The sequence below is a fragment of the Vibrio sp. GJ43-1 genome, from assembly GCF_055808835.1.
Genome location: NZ_CM147884.1, coordinates 2,046,648 through 2,065,083, shown reverse-complemented (window position 1 = coordinate 2,065,083; position 18,436 = coordinate 2,046,648). Strand labels below are relative to the sequence as shown.

Below are 18,436 nucleotides of genomic sequence, written 5' to 3'. Positions count from 1 at the left end.
TCTGAGTTAACGCAAACACCGAGCTGTGCTACAATCCCGCCAGTTTGTAAATCGAAAATTGAACTAGGAAATGTTTTGACTTCCTCTCTCTCTGAAAACAATAACAACAACCCGACGGCCAAAGCAAATAACGCGCATTCACTAAAAAAAGCACTGAATGAGTGCATGATTCGCGACCGTTTTCGTCTCCATAAGCGCATTTCTGGCGCGAGTCGCATTAAAAATGAACAATCAAAAGCGGCGGTTTTCGACGAAATAGCGATGGATATTGCTAAGTCTATGATGCAGGCGCAACAGCGCGGTACCCATAAAGCGACCATTAATTACCCTGAGTTGTTGCCAGTCAGCCAAAAGAAAGACGATATCGCTAAAGCAATCCTAGAGAATCAAGTGGTGATTGTTGCAGGTGAAACGGGCTCAGGTAAAACCACGCAGCTACCAAAAATCTGTTCCGAATTAGGTCGAGGCAAGTTTGGACTTATTGGCCACACTCAACCACGTCGACTTGCTGCACGTTCGGTTGCCAACCGTATTGCGGAAGAAATGGAATCGCCACTTGGTGAGTTTGTCGGCTATAAAGTTCGATTTAACGACCAAATCTCGGATAGTACCCAAATTAAATTAATGACGGACGGTATCTTACTGGCTGAGATCCAACATGACCGTTATTTAAATCAGTATGACACTATCATCATCGATGAAGCGCACGAACGTAGCCTTAACATCGACTTTATTTTGGGCTACTTGCGAGAGTTATTGCCAAAGCGCCCAGATTTAAAAATCATCATTACCTCAGCCACGATCGACCCAGAGCGTTTTTCAAAACACTTTAACGACGCGCCTATTATTGAAGTGTCGGGTAGAACCTATCCGGTGGATACCCGTTATCGTCCATTACGTGGAGAAGATGATGCTGACCGCGACCAGCTAGAAGGCATCTTTGAAGCGGTTGATGAATTGTGTGATGAAGGGTTAGGCGACATTCTTATCTTTATGAATGGCGAACGCGAAATCCGAGATACTGCGGATGCGCTGAACAAAAGAAACCTACGAGATACTGAAATTGTGCCTTTGTACGCGCGATTATCTTCGGGTGAGCAAAACAAGATTTTCCAGTCTCATACTGGTCGCCGTATTGTACTTGCGACTAACGTAGCTGAAACGTCGCTTACCGTTCCTGGAATTCGTTATGTTATCGATCCGGGAACCGCGAGAATTAGCCGCTATAGTTACCGTACTAAAGTACAGCGACTGCCAATCGAGGACATTTCTCAAGCGAGCGCTAATCAGCGAAAAGGTCGTTGTGGACGTGTGGCTGAAGGTATTTGTATTCGCCTTTATTCAGAAGAAGATTTTGAATCTCGCGCTGAGTTTACCGATCCAGAGATATTACGAACGAATCTAGCGTCTGTTATTTTGCAAATGACCGCATTAGGGCTTGGCGATATCGATGCTTTCCCGTTCGTTGAGGTACCTGACAAACGTAATGTTCAAGACGGTATACGCTTGCTCGAAGAGTTAGGGGCAATTAACGACAAAGCGAAAGATCCTCGTAAGCGACTTACGTCAATTGGACGTAAACTCGCCAAGCTACCTATCGATCCTCGACTAGGGCGGATGGTGCTTGAAGCACCAAGACTCGGTTGTTTAAAAGAAATTATGGTGATTGCATCGGCTTTGTCGATTCAAGATCCCCGCGAAAGACCGAGTGATAAGCAGCAGTCATCGGATGATAAGCATCGCCGATTCTTTGATAAAGAATCCGACTTTATGGCGTTTGTGAATCTGTGGGATTACATTCAAACCAAACAGAAAGAGCTATCGGGCAACCAATTTAGACGTCATTGTAAGACTGACTTTCTTAATTATTTGCGTGTTCGTGAATGGCAAGATGTCTATTTCCAAATCCATCAAGCCATGCGCGAAATGGACGCTAAGTTAAACCAGGAGCTCAAGCAAACGAGCAGTCCGTTCATATGGCTTTGCTTGTGGGATTGCTGTCTCACATCGGTGTAAAAGACCAAGAGAAAAACGAGTATCAAGGCGCCCGTAATGCTCGTTTTCATATTTTCCCGGGCTCTGGTTTGTTTAAGAAGCAGCCGAAATGGATCATGTCGGCGGAATTGGTTGAAACGTCTAAGCTGTGGGGGCGAATTATCGCCAAAATCCAGCCAGAGTGGATTGAACCGTTAGCCAAGCACTTGGTGAAAACCAGCTATAGCGAACCCCATTGGTCGAAGAAACAAGCTGCGGTCATGGCGCATGAGAAAGTGATGTTATATGGCATTCCTATCGTACCAAAACGCTTGGTTAACTATAGCCAGATTGACCCTGTGGTCAGCCGAGAAATTTTCATTCGCAGTGCTTTAGTAGAAGGAGAGTGGGAGACAAAACACGCTTTCTTTAAACAAAACCGTAAGCTGCTGCAAGAAGTAGAAGAGCTCGAACACAAATCTCGTCGTCGCGATATCTTGGTTGATGATGATGAATTGTTTGACTTTTACGACCAGCGTGTTGATACCGATGTTGTATCCGGAAAGCATTTTGACACGTGGTGGAAAAAAGTCAGTAAGACGAATAAAGATCTACTGAACTTTGAAAAAGAGCAGCTGTTTAAAGGGGATGCTAGTCACGTTACGGAGTTGGATTATCCGAACTTTTGGCATCAAGGTGACTTTAAGCTCAAGCTCAGCTATCAGTTTGAACCGGGTGAAGACAACGATGGTGTGACAGTACACATCCCACTGCCGATATTAAACCAAATCGATAGTGAAGGGTTTGACTGGCAAATTCCTGGGTTACGACATGAACTGATTGTAAGTTTAATTAAGTCATTACCAAAAACGGTAAGAAAAAACTTTGTTCCAGCACCTAACTACGCCGATGCTTTTTTAGCACGTACCAAGGTTATGGAAGCGCCGCTGTTGGATTCGCTAGAAAAAGAGCTGCGCCGTATGACGGGCGTTGAAATTCTTCGCGAACAGTGGAATCTGACCCAACTAACGGATCATCTAAAGATCACTTTTAGAGCCGTTGATCACCGCAATCGTAAGCTTAAAGAAAATCGCGATCTGTTTGAATTGAAAGAAAGCCTAAAAGACAAAGTACAAGCAACATTGTCAAAAGTGGCCGATGACGATATTGAACAACAAGGTCTCCACACATGGAGCTTTGGCGAGTTACCTAAAGTGTATTCGCAAAAACGTGGTGGCTTTGATGTGAAGGCTTATCCTGCGCTGGTGGATAAGAAAGACAGTGTCGAGATTAAACTGTTCGAGACAGAAGTAGAGCAAGAGCTTGTGATGAAAGAAGGGCAGCGTCGATTGGTGTTGCTTAATGTCCCTTCCCCCATTAAATACTTACATACCAATTTGCCTAATAAGTCAAAGTTGGGCTTGTATTTCAATCCATATGGCAAAGTCTTAGATTTGATTGATGACTGCATATCCTGTGGTATTGATAAGTTGATTGAAGAGCAGGGCGGTCTGGTTTGGGATTCAGAAAAATTTGATGCGCTGAAAGAGCACGTTCGCGCTGAGTTAGATGAAACCGTGGTGGATATCGCCCAGCAAGTAGAGACGATTCTAACCACGGCGTTTAACTTGAACAAAAAGTTAAAAGGGCGTGTGGATTTGTCGATGGCGTTTGCGTTATCTGATATCAAAGCACAGATTGAAGGGCTGATATTTAAAGGCTTTGCTACCGAGTGTGGTTGGAAGCGATTACCTGATATCTTGCGGTATTTACGTGCAATTGAACGTCGAATGGAGAAACTTCCCATTGATCCAAACCGAGACAGAATGCACATGCTCAAAGTGGAATCGGTCACCCAAGATTACAAAGAGTTACTGAATAAAATTCCAAAGGGCATGAAAATACCCGAAAATGTCAAAGAAGTTCGTTGGATGATTGAAGAACTAAGAGTCAGTTTCTTTGCTCAACAACTTGGAACACCTTATCCGGTCTCCGATAAGCGAGTTCGTAATGCCATTGACGCATGTTAGTCACAGAAAACGTGAATAGTTAGACAAATAACAGCTCAATACCATGGAATTCAAGAAGTTTTACCAAAATTTGAAACGAAGGGATTCCTCTTAAGATAGGGTATGTGATATATAAAGCTCCGCGGTGGCTTTTATTGGATTCACCGCTATTTCATAAACAAGAAGGTTTACAATGAAAAAGACACTTTTAGCGCTTGCGCTTGTTGGTGCATCGACGTCGGCATTTGCTGACGCGTGGTTATACGGTGGTGTTTCTGCAGGTCGTGCTGACTACAATAACAACAGCGACACACCAATGGGTTTCCATGTTGGTACAGGTATTCTACCAATTATTGGTATTGAAGCGGGTTACTGGAAGCACGGTAATTTCGATATCAATGACCAAAACAAAGGCAATGGTTATGCAGAGCTAGGCTCTTGGTATGCAGCGCTTAAACCAAGCATCGATATTGGTCCGGTTCAGCTGTACGCAAAAGGTGGTCTGCACTATTACAACGCGGATTATAAAAACGGTCTAAGCAACCAAAGCAGCGACAACGGTACTGACTTTATGTACGGTGTTGGTGCTGAGTACTTTGTGACAGACATGCTTTCTGTGGGCGCGAGCTGGCAGCGTTTCAATGGTGTAAAAACCATTGCAAACAGTAAAGACCTAGATAGTTTCACTATCAACGCAACGCTTCACATCTTCTAAGATAGTGTGATAGACGTATGAATCTTAAAAAAGCGACCGAAGGTCGCTTTTTTAATGTCTGTGAATAGGTTTTAGCTCGACGTTATCTACGATTCGTCGTCGAGTGTTGTAACCTCAGAATCCTTGTCATTTTCTAATATTTTTTCACCAACAATGACAACCTCACCTGTTTCTTCATCAAGATATGCGCCAATTGGTTGTGGTGCTTCGTACAGATACTCGTAACAAACGCGCGCCTCCACTACTCCAGAGTTTTTATTTCCTTCGGTCGCAATCGCGCCATCTCGGTTCTGTTCAAGCCATTCATTGGCGGCCGCTCGTAGTGGTTCTTCGGCGGTATAGGAAAAGAGACCTTCGTTGTTGTAACACACCAGAATTTGATGCTTTTCTTTGTTACGGTTTGGAGCCACTAAATATTGGCTACCGTCTGATGAATTAAAATAGACATCGTTGGAAGTGACGTCGTAGTTGATCATTTGAGAAACTTCTTTCGCCATGTTGTACACAGAGCAGCCAGATAAAGAGGCGGTGAAGAGGGTGGCTAGCAGTAATTTATTCATTCATATGTTCTCTATAGGAGACCATCCGTGTCTTGGTAAGTCCTTGCTTTAAATTGATAATATGAATGGTATATCAGGTTGCTTTTCTAGAGATGTTTAAAGGGATTAGCAATGAGTGCAAACAAGAAGGTAGGGCTATTGCATAAGGGGACGTTAAGGCTCAAACGGTGTGAGCCTTAACAAAGAAAGGATGAGAGAGGTTAGAACTTGTAGCCGACAGTTAGTGACAGTTGGTCAGTGTTCAAATTATTTACGTTATAAAAGTCATAGCGTAAATCGGTATACAAACCCATATCGATGTTCGCTCGTACGCCAAACCCACCCATCAATGATGTTTCTTTATTTGAAAATGTTTTACCATTACTACGAGTTTGTGTTTCATTGGCACGAATGAGACCGACTGCACCATAGGGCTTGATCGCCCAGCCGTCTAGCGTAAACATGTAACCAAGGTCGGTATCTATTTTGTAATTACTGCCGTCAATTTCTAGATTACCTGTTTTTCCATTATTGTTCTGGTATGAAGCGTTGATGCCCACAATGCGGTTAATGTCATAGCCATATTCAAGCTTGATACCGTCACCCCAATCAAGGCCGCTGTTATCAATAACGAGGTCTGTGTTTGAATAACCAAGCCCGACACGATGACCAGATACGTCAGTGTTGTTTGAAGCAAAAGCCTGTGCTGCGGCAGAAAAAGCGAAGATTGCTGGAAGAATAAATTTGCTAAACGTCATAGTCTTAGAACCTTAGTGGTGGTAGCGTCCGTTCTAATTTGTCCCTGATAGTGTTCGATTATGTATTAAACGTTTAACTATCGTTTAATACTGAAAAGTTGTAGGTAGCGTGTGACTAGCTTTGTGTGTCAGTGTGATCTTTTGACTCAGTCTTGTTGGATTCAGTTTCAGCAAGTTGTGCTTCTAGCTCTTTGATTCTAATCTCAGCTTCTAGCTCAGCGACCCGTTTTTCTGCGTCACTTCTATGATCTTGAGATACGCCATCCGCCAGGACTTGCGTGTCACTAGATGAGCGTGAATCATCAAGGTCTTTCATTGACCCCGCCACGCCACCTGCCACGCCACCTGCGACTGCGCCCTTTGCGGCTAAGCCAGCGTCCGCCGTGTGAGCGCTCCCATCGTCGCGCCGAGTAAAACCCCACCTGCGGCGCCGCGATTGCGTGCTGCATTTTCGTTGTCTGAATCAAAGGCGGGTGAAGAGCATCCTGCAAGCACCATCAAGGTAGCTGTCACCATAGCGGCTTTAGTATGCTTGATTGTTAATGTCATTCTCGATCTCACTCTGTGTTGTTGGGACGAGGTAAATATTACGAGATGATTCAGTCTGTGAGAATTGATTCGTTGTTATTAGTCTGATAACCAAATGGAATCAGACTAAGAATACCCATCTATTATGGTGGCTAAAGGATTCCAGTCTTATGGATGCGCATAAGACTGAGAACGAATTACCAACTAGGCGTTTCAAATTCGCTTAAGAGAAAGTCTAGAAAAAGGCGAATTCGCTTGGGTTGATACTGCTTGACTGACATAGACGACATTTAAATCGCTACTGGATGCAGAATTTGACGCGGTGAAGTTAACTCGATAGTCACTTAAAACCACCTGTAATTTATCGCTATTAATGTCCTGTTGAACATCTAATAGGGACTTTAGTGCGATGCCATAACCGTCTAATGCCCAGTGACGTATCACTTCACCATCATCAGAAAAACGACGGGGTTGAACTGCGACTGACTGATGGGCATCACCCTGGCGAAAGTGCCATCGAGTGAGTTCTTCATGGCTTCGTAACATGGCGAGACAGTGATGGTCTGTGAGTTCCGACGGGGTAGTGGGTATGCCATGCTTGCGAAGGTATTCTGGGGATGCACAAAGAACACGTTGACTTGATGCAAGCCGTCGCGAGATGAGGTTACTGTCAGCCAGCTCGCCATAACGAATGACAATATCAATACCAGACTCCGTGATATTGGTGAGTGTATCGTTGAGATATAAATGAGGGATGACATTTGGGTACTGTTGGCAAAATGATGTGAGTATTGGCAGAATAGCTTGCCGTCCAATATCGCTAGGGGCGGCTATTTTAAGGGTTCCTTTGACCTCATTCAAACCACTTTGAAGCAAGCTTTCCGCTTCATTTACATTATTAATAATCTCTAGACTCGACTGATAGTAGAGTGCTCCAGAATCGGTTAATGATAGATGGCGTGTGCTTCGGTTAAGTAACTTAACTCCGTATCTTTGCTCTAAGGCTTTCAATCGCGAGGTCACTGTGGCGGGAGACAAGCCCAGTTCTCGCCCCGCAGCGGCTAACCCTTTGTGTTTGACGATGCTAACGAACATTGTCATATCTGCAAACTTATCCATAGTGACTCCCACTTACTGTCAATCTAACACGCTATTAGGCTTATTATTTAGTTTAACCGAATAATGAATTCAAAATTAAGGTAATTATCAAATTAAATGGAATATATAGAATAGAGGGCATCAATTATTACCCAATTGGAGTCGTGGTATCACGTGCTCCATAGCGATGAAGAGAGTGTAAGTATGAATAACAACAAGATGCCCATGCAGGTATGGATATTGACGCTTGCTGCGTTTGCCATTGGTACTGCAGAGTTTGTGATAGCTGGTATTTTGCCGCAAATCGCTCAGTCATTGTCGATCACTGAAGGGCAGGCTTAGCTATTTGATTAGTGCTTATGCATTAGCGATTGTATTTGGAGGGCCCATACTGACGATATATTTGGCTCGATTTAATAAAAAGGCGGTTCTCGCCAGTTTAATGGTGCTGTTTATCTTCGGTAACCTAATGTCTGCGTTTGCGGTTAATTACCATGTTCTTATGTGGAGCCGAGTGATCACAGGGTTAGTGCAAGGCCCTTTTTATGGCATTGGTGCTGTTGTGGCGACCAGTTTAGTGTCGGAAAAATTAGCAGGCCGTGCTGTGGGCCAGATGTTTGCAGGTCTTACGTTAGCTAACGTCCTAGGGGTACCAGGAGGCACATGGATTGGTTTGGAATTTGGTTGGCATGTTACGTTTCTAGTGGTCGCGGGTTTTGGACTCGTCGCAATGGTGTTCATTTTGTCCGGCATTCAATCAACTGGGCATGGAGAGACTAAAAGTAGCGCAATGCAATTGAAAGCCTTTAAAAACCCAATGTTGTTAATGAGCTTGGCAATTACCGTGTTTGCTTGGTCGGGTTTTATGACGTTATATGGCTATATCGCACCGATAGCTATGCACGTGACTGGATTTAGTGAAGACGCTGTAACATGGATCTTGGTTGTCGTTGGGGTGGGTCTGATTGTTGGTAATACGTTAGGTGGCCGTTCATCTGATCATAATTTACAAAAGGCATCGATTTTTTGGGTTATAGCAATGATAGCGTCGTTAGTTTTAGTCGGGCTTGCCGTTAATAATCAGTGGCTATTTGTGGCCGCGGCTTTCGTATTCGGTGTTGCCTCTTTTGCCAATGTACCCACCATGCAATTACGTGTCATGAATCATGGTGGCGACGGTCAAGAGTTAGCGGCGACGGCTAATATATCCGCGTTTAACTTAGCGAATGCTTTTGGTGGTGTGTTAGGCGGTGTCGTCATCGATAGCCAAGTGGGTGCAGGCATGATCCCTTTTGCTGCTATTGTGGTTCCGGTCATCGGATTGGGATTGATTCTATTTGCAAATCGACGAGAAAATCACTTTTCCGCAGCGTCGCAAGCTTAATGAAAACACAACGGCATTGCATAGTGTAGACAAGGTATGACGTAGCATTACACAGACACTCCGCACTAAATGATACAGTACATGTGATTAAATAATGGACATGGAACGGCGATGAAATCATTAGCAAGCTTACTCATTATCATTTCTGGCGTCACGACTGCCGCTGAATTTTCTCCGGCAAAGGAACCTGTCGATGGATGCCCAGGACCTTTCTTTGTGAAGAAAGCACGGGTGTTTGATGCTGTGACAATTTGTGCAACAAAGGATGTGACAACTACAAAGTTAGAGTATGCCGCTAACGTCACTGCACAGTGGTTAGACAATGATCAGGATGGTAACGTCGACGAACCACGACTACTCCCGCATCTACGTCAAAACCATGCGACTTTGGTGATGTCAGATGATGGAATGACTGATCGCGCCATCGAACAGTTAGCGCCATACTTCGACACTATGGTATTACAGGACCTTGCTGCGAGTGAAACGAATCCAACTGGCGCCAGAGATGCGTCGCAGGAAGAAATTCATCATCTGATTGCCAATGCGGGTTGGCAATCTATGTTGCCATCAGTTTTCAGTGACAAAGCGACCGTGCAAAGCAAGCTTCGACAACAATGGCAGTATGCGGAGAAGTCCGGCTACTACCGTTACGAAGATCCGACGTGCGACAACGCGTGTAAAACGACGGAGTTTTTTTATTTAGCTACCGCGGCGTATTTGGAGTCGAGTGTGGACTTAACTAGCGATGAGATGCGCTTAAAGAATCGCCAAGAACTGCAACACTCTTTACCAGACATAGTCAGTATTTTTGAATCACAGCAGTACCATTATCCGCTGCTTCAGTGGCCGAATGGTCGATATCCTGTGTTATCGACAATACGTTATACTGGCCAAGGATTCAGAGACTAAGGAACTGACTTCAAACTCGTATCGATGTTAAGCTAATAACTTGCGAATTCGGCGCGTAGAATGGAAGAAGGAATAGCATTTGATTAGGGAAGCAACACCAGACGATTGTGTTAATCTCGCGGTGCTATCGATTAAAGTATGGCTAACTACTTATGCGACTGACGGTATTCGTAAGGAATATTCTCAACATGTGCTTGCTACATTCAGTGAAGATTATTTCTTGAATCTGTTGGTAAACCCAAATTACGAACTGTTGGTCAGTGTGCATGATGGTGTACTGCAAGGTTTTGTTTTGGTCAACCTAGGCTCCCGTTTTAAAAACGACAGCTATGGGTTTGAAATTGAAAAACTGTATGTCGATGACATATTTTCAGGAAAAGGTTTGGGCCGTAAGCTGTTAAAAGAAGTCGCGCTAAAGTTTGGTTCACGCTTTTGGTTATATACCTGGGTAGAGAACGCTTCGAATGGGTTCTATCAACATTTAGGTTTTTCTCGAGTAGGGCGCATCACATTAGACTTTCATGGCTTGGTTGTCGAAAACCATGTCTACAGCTCGGTGAACGCAGCAGCACCACGTGTTAATGATATATAGCCTTGTTAGCCATCCTGTCGCTACTATTCCCTGTACTCCTAACACCCCAGTTTATGTTTAATTAGACTTTGTCTAACGCCATAATTAATCCTAATGTTGTACAAAGGCATCGCATTTCTAAAGCACATTGTGTTTTAGAAATGAAACCTTGGATTCGCTGGTGCATTATTATTACATAATCGTAATAATTAATTTCAATTTGGTGGGATTATCAAAGATTGGTAATTATCTATACTAAGCCCATCAAAACGAAACAGCGAGTGAGCACACTCTTCGTTCGCGTTATGCGGCGTCTATTTTTATCGCTCATTTTACTGTCCCGAAGTAAACAAAAAGGAAAACCCAATGGCACTTGAAATTAAACCAGGTCAAACATCAATTAAATCAAAAGCTATGGTAGCTTGGGCTGCTGGCGAACCACTAAAAATGGAAGAAGTTGACGTACAACTTCCTAAAGCGGGCGAGGTACTTGTTCGTATCGTGGCAACGGGTGTATGCCATACTGACGCGTTTACGCTTTCTGGCGACGATCCAGAAGGGATCTTCCCATCAATTTTAGGTCACGAAGGTGGCGGTATTGTTGAAATGATCGGTGAAGGTGTGACTAGCGTTTCCGTTGGCGACCATGTTATTCCTCTATATACCGCAGAATGTGGTGTGTGTAAGTTCTGTACTTCTGGCAAAACAAACTTATGCCAAGCGGTGCGTGAAACGCAAGGTCAAGGCCTAATGCCAGACGGCACAAGCCGCTTCTCTATTAATGGCGAAACAATTTTCCATTACATGGGTTGTTCTACATTCTCTGAATACACAGTACTTCCAGAAATTTCATTAGCGAAAGTCGCTAAAGAAGCGCCACTTGAAGAAGTCTGTCTGCTTGGTTGTGGTGTCACAACGGGGATGGGTGCTGTGCTAAACACGGCTAAAGTACAACAAGGCGATACGGTTGCGGTATTTGGTCTTGGTGGTATTGGCCTTTCTGCCATTATCGGTGCACGTATGGCGGGCGCAAAAACAATCATCGGTGTAGACATTAATGAAAGCAAGTTTGAGCTAGCGAAACAGCTTGGCGCGACTGACTGCATTAACCCAATGAAGTTTGATAAGCCAATCCAAGAAGTGATTGTTGACATGACGGATGGCGGTGTTGACTACTCGTTTGAGTGTATCGGTAATGTTAACGTGATGCGTCAAGCACTTGAGTGCTGTCACAAAGGGTGGGGCGAATCTGTCATTATCGGTGTGGCTGGCGCGGGTCAAGAGATCTCCACGCGTCCATTCCAACTGGTTACTCGGTCGTGTATGGCGTGGTTCTGCTTTCGGTGGCGTGAAAGGCCGCTCAGAGCTACCTGAAATCGTTAACCGCTACATGGCAGGTGAGTTTGGTCTTCAAGAGTTCATCACTCATACCATGGGTCTACAAGATGTAAACGAAGCGTTTGAATTGATGCACAAAGGTGAGTCAATCCGTACCGTTCTACATATGGATAAGTAAAGGTAGTGTTGACCTAGGGTAAAGCCATACTAGGTTACAAGATTAGTGATAAATGATGTGTCTAGCGCCTCTGTTGTTTAACAGAGGCGCTTTTTTTTGTGTTGTACTGGCTTTTTCTGTCCTGTCCTGTTCTGTTCTAATTCACTCCAATTAAGCCAATCGTTGGTAATATTTTGATTGTCTGATTTTTTCGAAACTCCCCGGAAACTGCACGGCACAACACAATATAAATGTAACTATTTGATATGAAAGTTCTGTTATCTGAGCGGTCACCTGAATCATAGGTAAGTTATTTTTGAAACGTAAAGCCCAAACCCTACAATTAACCACAATTAAATCATGGATATAAAGGAGATCACCTATGAGTGCTTTGGAAAAACTGCACGTTCGCGAACACGAATCTGCTGTCAATTCGCTGAATCATAAACTTAACGCTCTGGATACTAGTCTGGGTATGGGTAGAACTGAAAAGGTTCTAACCTCATCCCTCAACTTAGAACTGTTTGAACGAAGTCAGGCTATTTCTGCGTGGAGTTGGTCTCGAGGCTTCGGCAATAAAGAATAGAGCGACTTCCGTTAAATGCTCTTCATAAGTCACCGAAAGGGTCGGGCTAACTATGACTAAAATATACAGTGATCTTGGTAGCGTATGAGATTGAATTGCTTAAAAGAGCTGGCCTATGACATAGTGGCCGACCCTTTCGGGATGCTTATTTCCTATCTAACTTATGTCGTTGGCATTATGTGTCTCAGCTTCTCGGTCTCAATTTTTGTGACCGACCGAGCGATTGATAGTTATTATTCGACAAGCGAAAACTTAGTTCGACTTCAGACTAATTTTAACCTGCCCAACGGTGATGTCGTTCGCTCCTCTATGGCTCCTTTTCCTGCGTATCACGCAATAAAAGAAAGCTCTATGGTTGAAGGTGCGAGCTTTCTTGGAAATCCAAGAGTCACTCTTAAAAGTGACACCACTACCACCACTACTCGCGACTTATATACAGCGAGCGATAATTTCTTTTCGTTGATAAATCCATTTACCACGGTACCTCCTCGACTTAAAGATAACGAGATAATCATTACACCTGAGTTTAATAGAGACTACCTGGGTTTTGATGAGCCAAAGGGAAAAGTGATTCATGTGGAGAGCATTGGCTTGTTCACCATCAAAGACGTGTTATCAATCAGGGAGGACACGTCGTTTAGAGTCGGAGCGATTGTCAATCATAGTGCTCTCTGGGACAATTATTACCACGGTGTGTCACACAACTGGTACGACGTTGCTATTTACTTGTTTGCTCAGCTTAGCGAAGCCAATGCATTATCATCAGCAATGTTGTCTGACTTTGTTAGCCAGAATGCCCCCAATCTTCCGGGCGCACCTTTTACAGCCCAAGAGTTTATCGATCTGCAGGCAAACCCAGTATCACAGATACACTATGACTTGGGGTTGCCAGACGATATCCATAACACCATTTCCAAAGCGACGTTAAACATCATTTATATGGTTGGATTCATTGTCGCTTGCTGTACTGTGGCTTGCTATTTTTGTTTAAGCTCTATTTCACTGACAAAGAAATTGCAGAGTTTAAAGGTAAAGTTGTCCGTTGGGTGCTGCTCATCGCAGGCGCTGTTTGATGTCCTTAGTTATCAATTGTTGTTTTTATCATTTTGTTTTATCTCAGCCCAAATCCTCAGTATTGTTATCCAGCAGCAATTCGACCTTTCCCCACAAGTTCAATACCTTATTGCCCAAAACGTAACGACGATAACTTATGTTTTTGTTGGCCTTGTGACCGTTACCTTATTGTATGAAAGCATCATTAGTTATCGCGTTATTCGTAGTGTCAGTCACAACATTACGACCACTCGATACGAGAAAACGGCGCACTGGTCATCAAACCACCTTCTCTTGGGTATTCAAATTCTCATTTCCGGTATTATGGTCAGCTTAGGTTTGGCAAGCTACATTGAAAATGAGCGCCTGTTAAAAACCGACTATGGCTACCAATCTGATCGACATGCGGTATTAGAAATAGCGCAAAGCGCGAACAATACACCTGTTACATCCATACCTAGCGCTATTCAGCAAGACATAGAATTTGTCGCAACCAGTAGTTGGCGACCATTTGATAAATCGAGAATTTCCTTGGGCCTACAGCATGGAATGCAAACCAATGAAGACGAATTTATATCAACAAACGCAATGTATGCAGGCCCTGATATTCATCATGTATTGGGGGTAGAAACACTGGCAGGGCATCGCTCTGCTGTTGAAGTTAACCCAAAAGAGTTTGAATACAATGCCATTGTTACGGAGAGCTTTGCTCGGCAGTTTGGGTTTACTCAATTTGAGAAACTCATTAACCATCGTTTTAACTTTACGTTTGATTCGACCCCGTACGCTTTTACTGTCACAAAAGTGATCCAGAACTTTGAACTCGGAGAGCTGAGTGAGTCTCCGCTAGCGACCGCAATTCTGATAACAGATCAACCCCAGCGATATGTAATTGCAGCGTTTAAAACCGAGCACGACCTAGCGAGCAAACTAGTCAAATTTCAACATAGTTACCCCGGCGCCTCAAAAGGGATCTTGCTTGAACAACTGCAGCGTGAATATTTTGACGAACAGATCCAAATTGGCGGTGTTCTACGAGGATTGATCGCAGTTTGTATTGCATTGCTTGTGATGACTTCTCTGCTGGTAGGCTTATCAGAAACACAAAAGTTGAGTCGAATATTGGCCATTATGGAAGCGATGGGCGCGCATAAGACAATGAATGTTCTATTTTTGCTCAAACGACTCACACTGCCCAGTTTGATAGCAGCGATTGCCGCTTTGTGGATAGGAACGTTAGCGTCTAAAAATGTTATTCCGCTTCCAGCGTATGAGTCAAACATTGTGATTTTCTATTCTGGTTTTTCCATCACTGTGCTTGCTTTGTTTGCCGCCGTCATTTCTGTCGCCGTGTACTTAATATCTCACCGAAAATTTAATCGAGCTCACCTAGAATAGATAAGCTATGGACACTTATATTCCTCAAAAACGTATTCACCTCAAGTCATGGTTTGTCCTTCTTTCCATTACTTTGCTCATTGCGATGTTAGTTTGGTTAGCTTGGAAGTTTCGACCTAATAATGAAACTATTCGCGTTCCAGATACCGCCGTGGCCATGCATCACGTCACAAGATCAGTGGTCAGTGAAACGATTCACGCCCGAGCCATCGCCATCCCTAGCAGTAGTCACGTTCTTACTGCTTTGTCCGGTGGAAATGTCACCCAGATCAATAGGACTGCGTCAGAGTCGGTACAAAAAGGAGACGTGATTGCAGAGCTCAGCAATCATAATCTTGTCATGGAAACTTCGTCTCGAATTTCGTTCATCGCTGAGCAGATCTCAAATCTGCGTAGCCTGAAATTGGCCATAGAAAGTCAGCAACTCAACAGCCAGCTTGATTACAGTGAGGCGAAATACAATATGAACATACTGTCTAGAGAGTTAGCTAAAAAACGAATCATCTCTAGCTCTGGCTACATTGAAGAGAATCAAATCCACAATTTAACCGACAAGCTGGAACACTGGCAGACAAGATACAACCTGCTACGTGAATTCCTAGGTTCGGAAATGAAAGCGTCGTCACAACACGTACAAGTAATTGATACCTCCATCGAGGAGCTATTTGAGCTGAAAGCCCTCGTTTCACAGGGGCTAGATCAGTTGGTCATACGGTCTCCCTTTAATGGTGTGGTCTCAGAGCTAGATATTAAAATAGGGCAGAATATTGCTACGGGACAAACCATTGGGCTAGTTGACCAGCCAAGCACCTATCATTTGGAAGCACAAATTGGTGAATATTATTTGCACCAAATTCATGACACATCATTGGTTATAGCAACGATCGATGGCAAGCCATATGCTCTCACAGTCAAACAGACTTCTAAGCTCGTTAAAAATGGCAAATTCAAGGTCAAGTTTGAATTTAAAGATCTCAAACCTGACACCCTCACTCGGGGTCAATCTATCGCGGTGAATATTCAAACCACTTCGCCAGATAAAGCTTTCATTACCCAAGAAAAAGCCATCGTCAACGAAGGTGGACATCAATACCTCTATCATTTCGATCCAGCGACTCGGATCGCTGTGCGCTCAAAGGTAAAAGCTCGCTGCAGCTAGGTAATAAGCAAGTCGAGCTGTTTGAGGGGGTAGACCGCGAAATGATCGTGATTACTCTCAATAACAACACCTACACTCACTCTGCATTTATAAAGGTTGCCGCTAATGATTGAACTGGCTAACGCGACGAAACATTTCCAAACCGATACGGTTCGTACCACTGCTCTAAATGATATTGATTTGACGATAAATAATCATGAGTTTGTCTCTATCATGGGTCCGTCTGGTAGCGGAAAGTCAACATTGCTTAATGTTTTAGGACTTTTTGAAGCGTTAGATCAGGGCTCATATACATTGGATGAGCATCAGGTGTCTCGAATGAGCAACACCAAGATAGTAAGGGTTCGAAGAGCGACATTGGGTTACGTTTTTCAATCTTTCAACCTAATCCCGCACCTATCGTCACTTGAAAACGTTGAACTTCCTCTGTTGTATCGAGGATACAAACCAGTGCAAGCCAAATCGATGGCCAAGAAAAGTTTGCAAGATATTCAACTTGGTCACCGATTGAACCACAAGCCTTTCCAACTTTCAGGCGGGCAACAGCAACGCGTCGCCATTGCAAGGGCCTGTGTTAGTCAGCCCAAACTGATTCTTGCGGACGAACCTACGGGTAACCTTGATAGTGAATCCGGTAAGGTCGTGCTCGAAACTTTGCGCAAGATTTATCACAACGGGGCAACCATTGTCATGGTGACGCACTCAAACCACGCGGCGAATTACGGTACTAAACAACTGACTATGCATGATGGTGAAATCGTAGAGGAAAGAGTTAACACATGGCAATAGATAATAGGCTAATTGACCCTGACAACCTTATCGCACTGGCAAATAAGGACTATAAAAAGCTTGCAGCCCATATCATAGGGTCTACCCCAAAGGAAAACATGCTATCAGTCGACGAAGTGATAGCGTTTGACAGAATTAATCAGGATGTTACGTCGTCACGCGCGGTAACAGGTAATAAACTCGTGGCAATCGTTAAGGTGACACGTAAGTGCAATCTACGTTGTAAATACTGTGTCTCGTGGTCAGACCGACCGGATGCAACCATGAGTTTCTCAACTGTGGTTACTATGGTCAAACGGCTTTTGTCTACGCCTAATATTCAGCGCTTTGAGTTTATTTGGCATGGTGGCGAAGTCACCTTATTAAAACCAGAATTTTTCAGAAAACTCATTTGGGTTCAACAGACACTGAAAACCCCAAACCAACAGATATCTAATAGCATTCAGACTAACGCGCTCAGTATGTCAAATGAATGGGTCACCTTTATAAAAGGCATTGGGCTTCCGGTAGGCGTCAGTTTTGATGGTTCGCCAGCTATAAATGATCGTCGACGTGTTGATATTAATGGTAGAGGCTGTAGTGACAGGATAATCCGAACGCTCAATAAACTTAAGCAGCATCATATTCAATATGGTGCGCTGATGGTGGTCGATAGAGAAATAACGACGTGTGAAATTACCCCTATGTTAAGTAACCTTGTTGCCGCCCAAATAGATAATGTCGAGTTCTTAAACTATGTACCGAGCAATACACAAACTTCGGACATCGAGCAAGACAAACGATTTATCACCTACAGAGAATACATTTCGTTTCTTAGCGCAGTATTCAAAATATGGTGGCAGTCATTCAGAGACGAGCTTTCCATCCCATTGTTTGAAGATATTGTTGCCTACCTGACTCAGGAAACCTCGCAACATTCTCAATGTTATTGGGATCAGAATTGCGCTCGAGAAATCATCACCGTAGAGCCTAATGGCGATATTACAGCTTGCGACAAGTACCTTGGCACTCCGGGCTCGGTTTATGGCTCGATATTAAAACACGATTTGGCAACGCTTTATGAGCAGTCAGAGTTTCACAACGATATGATAGTAGAAGAGCAACAAAGTTTACGCGCACTCAAATCATGTGAATGGTTTCAGTTTTGCCGTGGCGGGTGTTCTCATGACAGGATTAACTCTCTAAAGTACGATAGTAAAGCCAGTAAGACCTGCTGTGGGTCAAGGGAGCTATTCAATACCGTCGCTAAATATGCTTCTTTAGCGCGAGAGGCGTGATTTACAAACCCCGACGACGGCTAGACCAAAACGTGTGAAGAACCATAGTGCCTCATCTTTCTGATGGGGCATTTTTATATCTATAGAAGGTTCGACAAAGATCCGCATATTTTGAAATGAGTGAGATCACGTTCCGTTGTTGCAGGCAAATGATATGCGTTTTGTTATTACCTAAGTGGATATCAGTCATGAGA

9 protein-coding genes and 5 pseudogenes are annotated in these 18,436 nt (G+C 43.8%); 10 read left to right on the top strand and 4 right to left on the bottom strand.

Annotation, left to right across the window (positions count from 1 at the left end):
* Window positions 1-165: 165 nt before the first annotated feature.
* Window positions 166-4,004 (top strand): annotated as a pseudogene (gene hrpA / locus AC0L66_RS09930) (ATP-dependent RNA helicase HrpA).
* A gap of 172 nt (window positions 4,005-4,176) precedes the next feature.
* The gene (locus AC0L66_RS09925) at window positions 4,177-4,698 is read left to right on the top strand and encodes a porin family protein (protein ID WP_265677110.1); all 522 of its coding nucleotides are present in this window, start codon (window positions 4,177-4,179) and stop codon (window positions 4,696-4,698) included.
* 86 nt (window positions 4,699-4,784) lie between these two features.
* On the opposite strand, the gene AC0L66_RS09920 is transcribed toward AC0L66_RS09925, so the two are convergent.
* From AC0L66_RS09920 to AC0L66_RS09905, 4 genes and pseudogenes are all read right to left on the bottom strand, one after another.
* Window positions 4,785-5,258, bottom strand: a complete 474-nt coding sequence (locus AC0L66_RS09920) for a hypothetical protein (protein WP_428752494.1) — start codon at window positions 5,256-5,258, stop codon at window positions 4,785-4,787.
* Window positions 5,259-5,458: 200 nt separating this feature from the next.
* The gene (locus AC0L66_RS09915) at window positions 5,459-5,995 is read right to left on the bottom strand and encodes a porin family protein (RefSeq protein ID WP_473567118.1); all 537 of its coding nucleotides are present in this window, start codon (window positions 5,993-5,995) and stop codon (window positions 5,459-5,461) included.
* A 115-nt stretch (window positions 5,996-6,110) separates the two neighbouring features.
* Window positions 6,111-6,544 (bottom strand): annotated as a pseudogene (locus AC0L66_RS09910) (glycine zipper family protein).
* 176 nt (window positions 6,545-6,720) lie between these two features.
* A pseudogene (locus tag AC0L66_RS09905) lies at window positions 6,721-7,642 on the bottom strand (LysR family transcriptional regulator).
* Between the two features lie 183 nt (window positions 7,643-7,825).
* On the opposite strand from AC0L66_RS09905, the pseudogene AC0L66_RS09900 reads away from it, so the two are divergent.
* The 8 genes and pseudogenes from AC0L66_RS09900 to AC0L66_RS09865 all read left to right on the top strand — a co-directional run bounded on the left by AC0L66_RS09900 (window position 7,826) and on the right by AC0L66_RS09865 (window position 18,242).
* Window positions 7,826-9,005: pseudogene (locus tag AC0L66_RS09900) on the top strand (MFS transporter).
* Window positions 9,006-9,116: 111 nt separating this feature from the next.
* On the top strand, window positions 9,117-9,914 hold the full coding sequence (locus tag AC0L66_RS09895; protein ID WP_473567117.1) for a hypothetical protein: 798 nt from the start codon (window positions 9,117-9,119) through the stop codon (window positions 9,912-9,914).
* A 79-nt stretch (window positions 9,915-9,993) separates the two neighbouring features.
* Window positions 9,994-10,506, top strand: coding sequence for a GNAT family N-acetyltransferase (locus tag AC0L66_RS09890; protein WP_473567115.1), 513 nt, complete (start codon window positions 9,994-9,996; stop codon window positions 10,504-10,506).
* A 345-nt stretch (window positions 10,507-10,851) separates the two neighbouring features.
* Window positions 10,852-12,001, top strand: a pseudogene (locus tag AC0L66_RS09885) (S-(hydroxymethyl)glutathione dehydrogenase/class III alcohol dehydrogenase).
* 649 nt (window positions 12,002-12,650) lie between these two features.
* Window positions 12,651-15,017 (top strand): hypothetical protein, encoded by a 2,367-nt coding sequence (locus AC0L66_RS09880; protein ID WP_265677634.1) that lies wholly within the window; start codon window positions 12,651-12,653, stop codon window positions 15,015-15,017.
* 7 nt (window positions 15,018-15,024) lie between these two features.
* Window positions 15,025-16,176: an efflux RND transporter periplasmic adaptor subunit gene (locus AC0L66_RS09875; protein WP_473567114.1), complete on the top strand. Its 1,152-nt coding sequence runs from the start codon at window positions 15,025-15,027 to the stop codon at window positions 16,174-16,176.
* A 105-nt stretch (window positions 16,177-16,281) separates the two neighbouring features.
* Window positions 16,282-16,965, top strand: coding sequence for an ABC transporter ATP-binding protein (locus AC0L66_RS09870; RefSeq protein ID WP_265677636.1), 684 nt, complete (start codon window positions 16,282-16,284; stop codon window positions 16,963-16,965).
* Complete coding sequence (locus AC0L66_RS09865; RefSeq protein WP_473567112.1) at window positions 16,956-18,242, top strand: radical SAM protein; 1,287 nt, start codon at window positions 16,956-16,958, stop codon at window positions 18,240-18,242. Before AC0L66_RS09870 ends, AC0L66_RS09865 begins: the two co-directional genes overlap by 10 nt.
* Window positions 18,243-18,436: the final 194 nt, after the last annotated feature.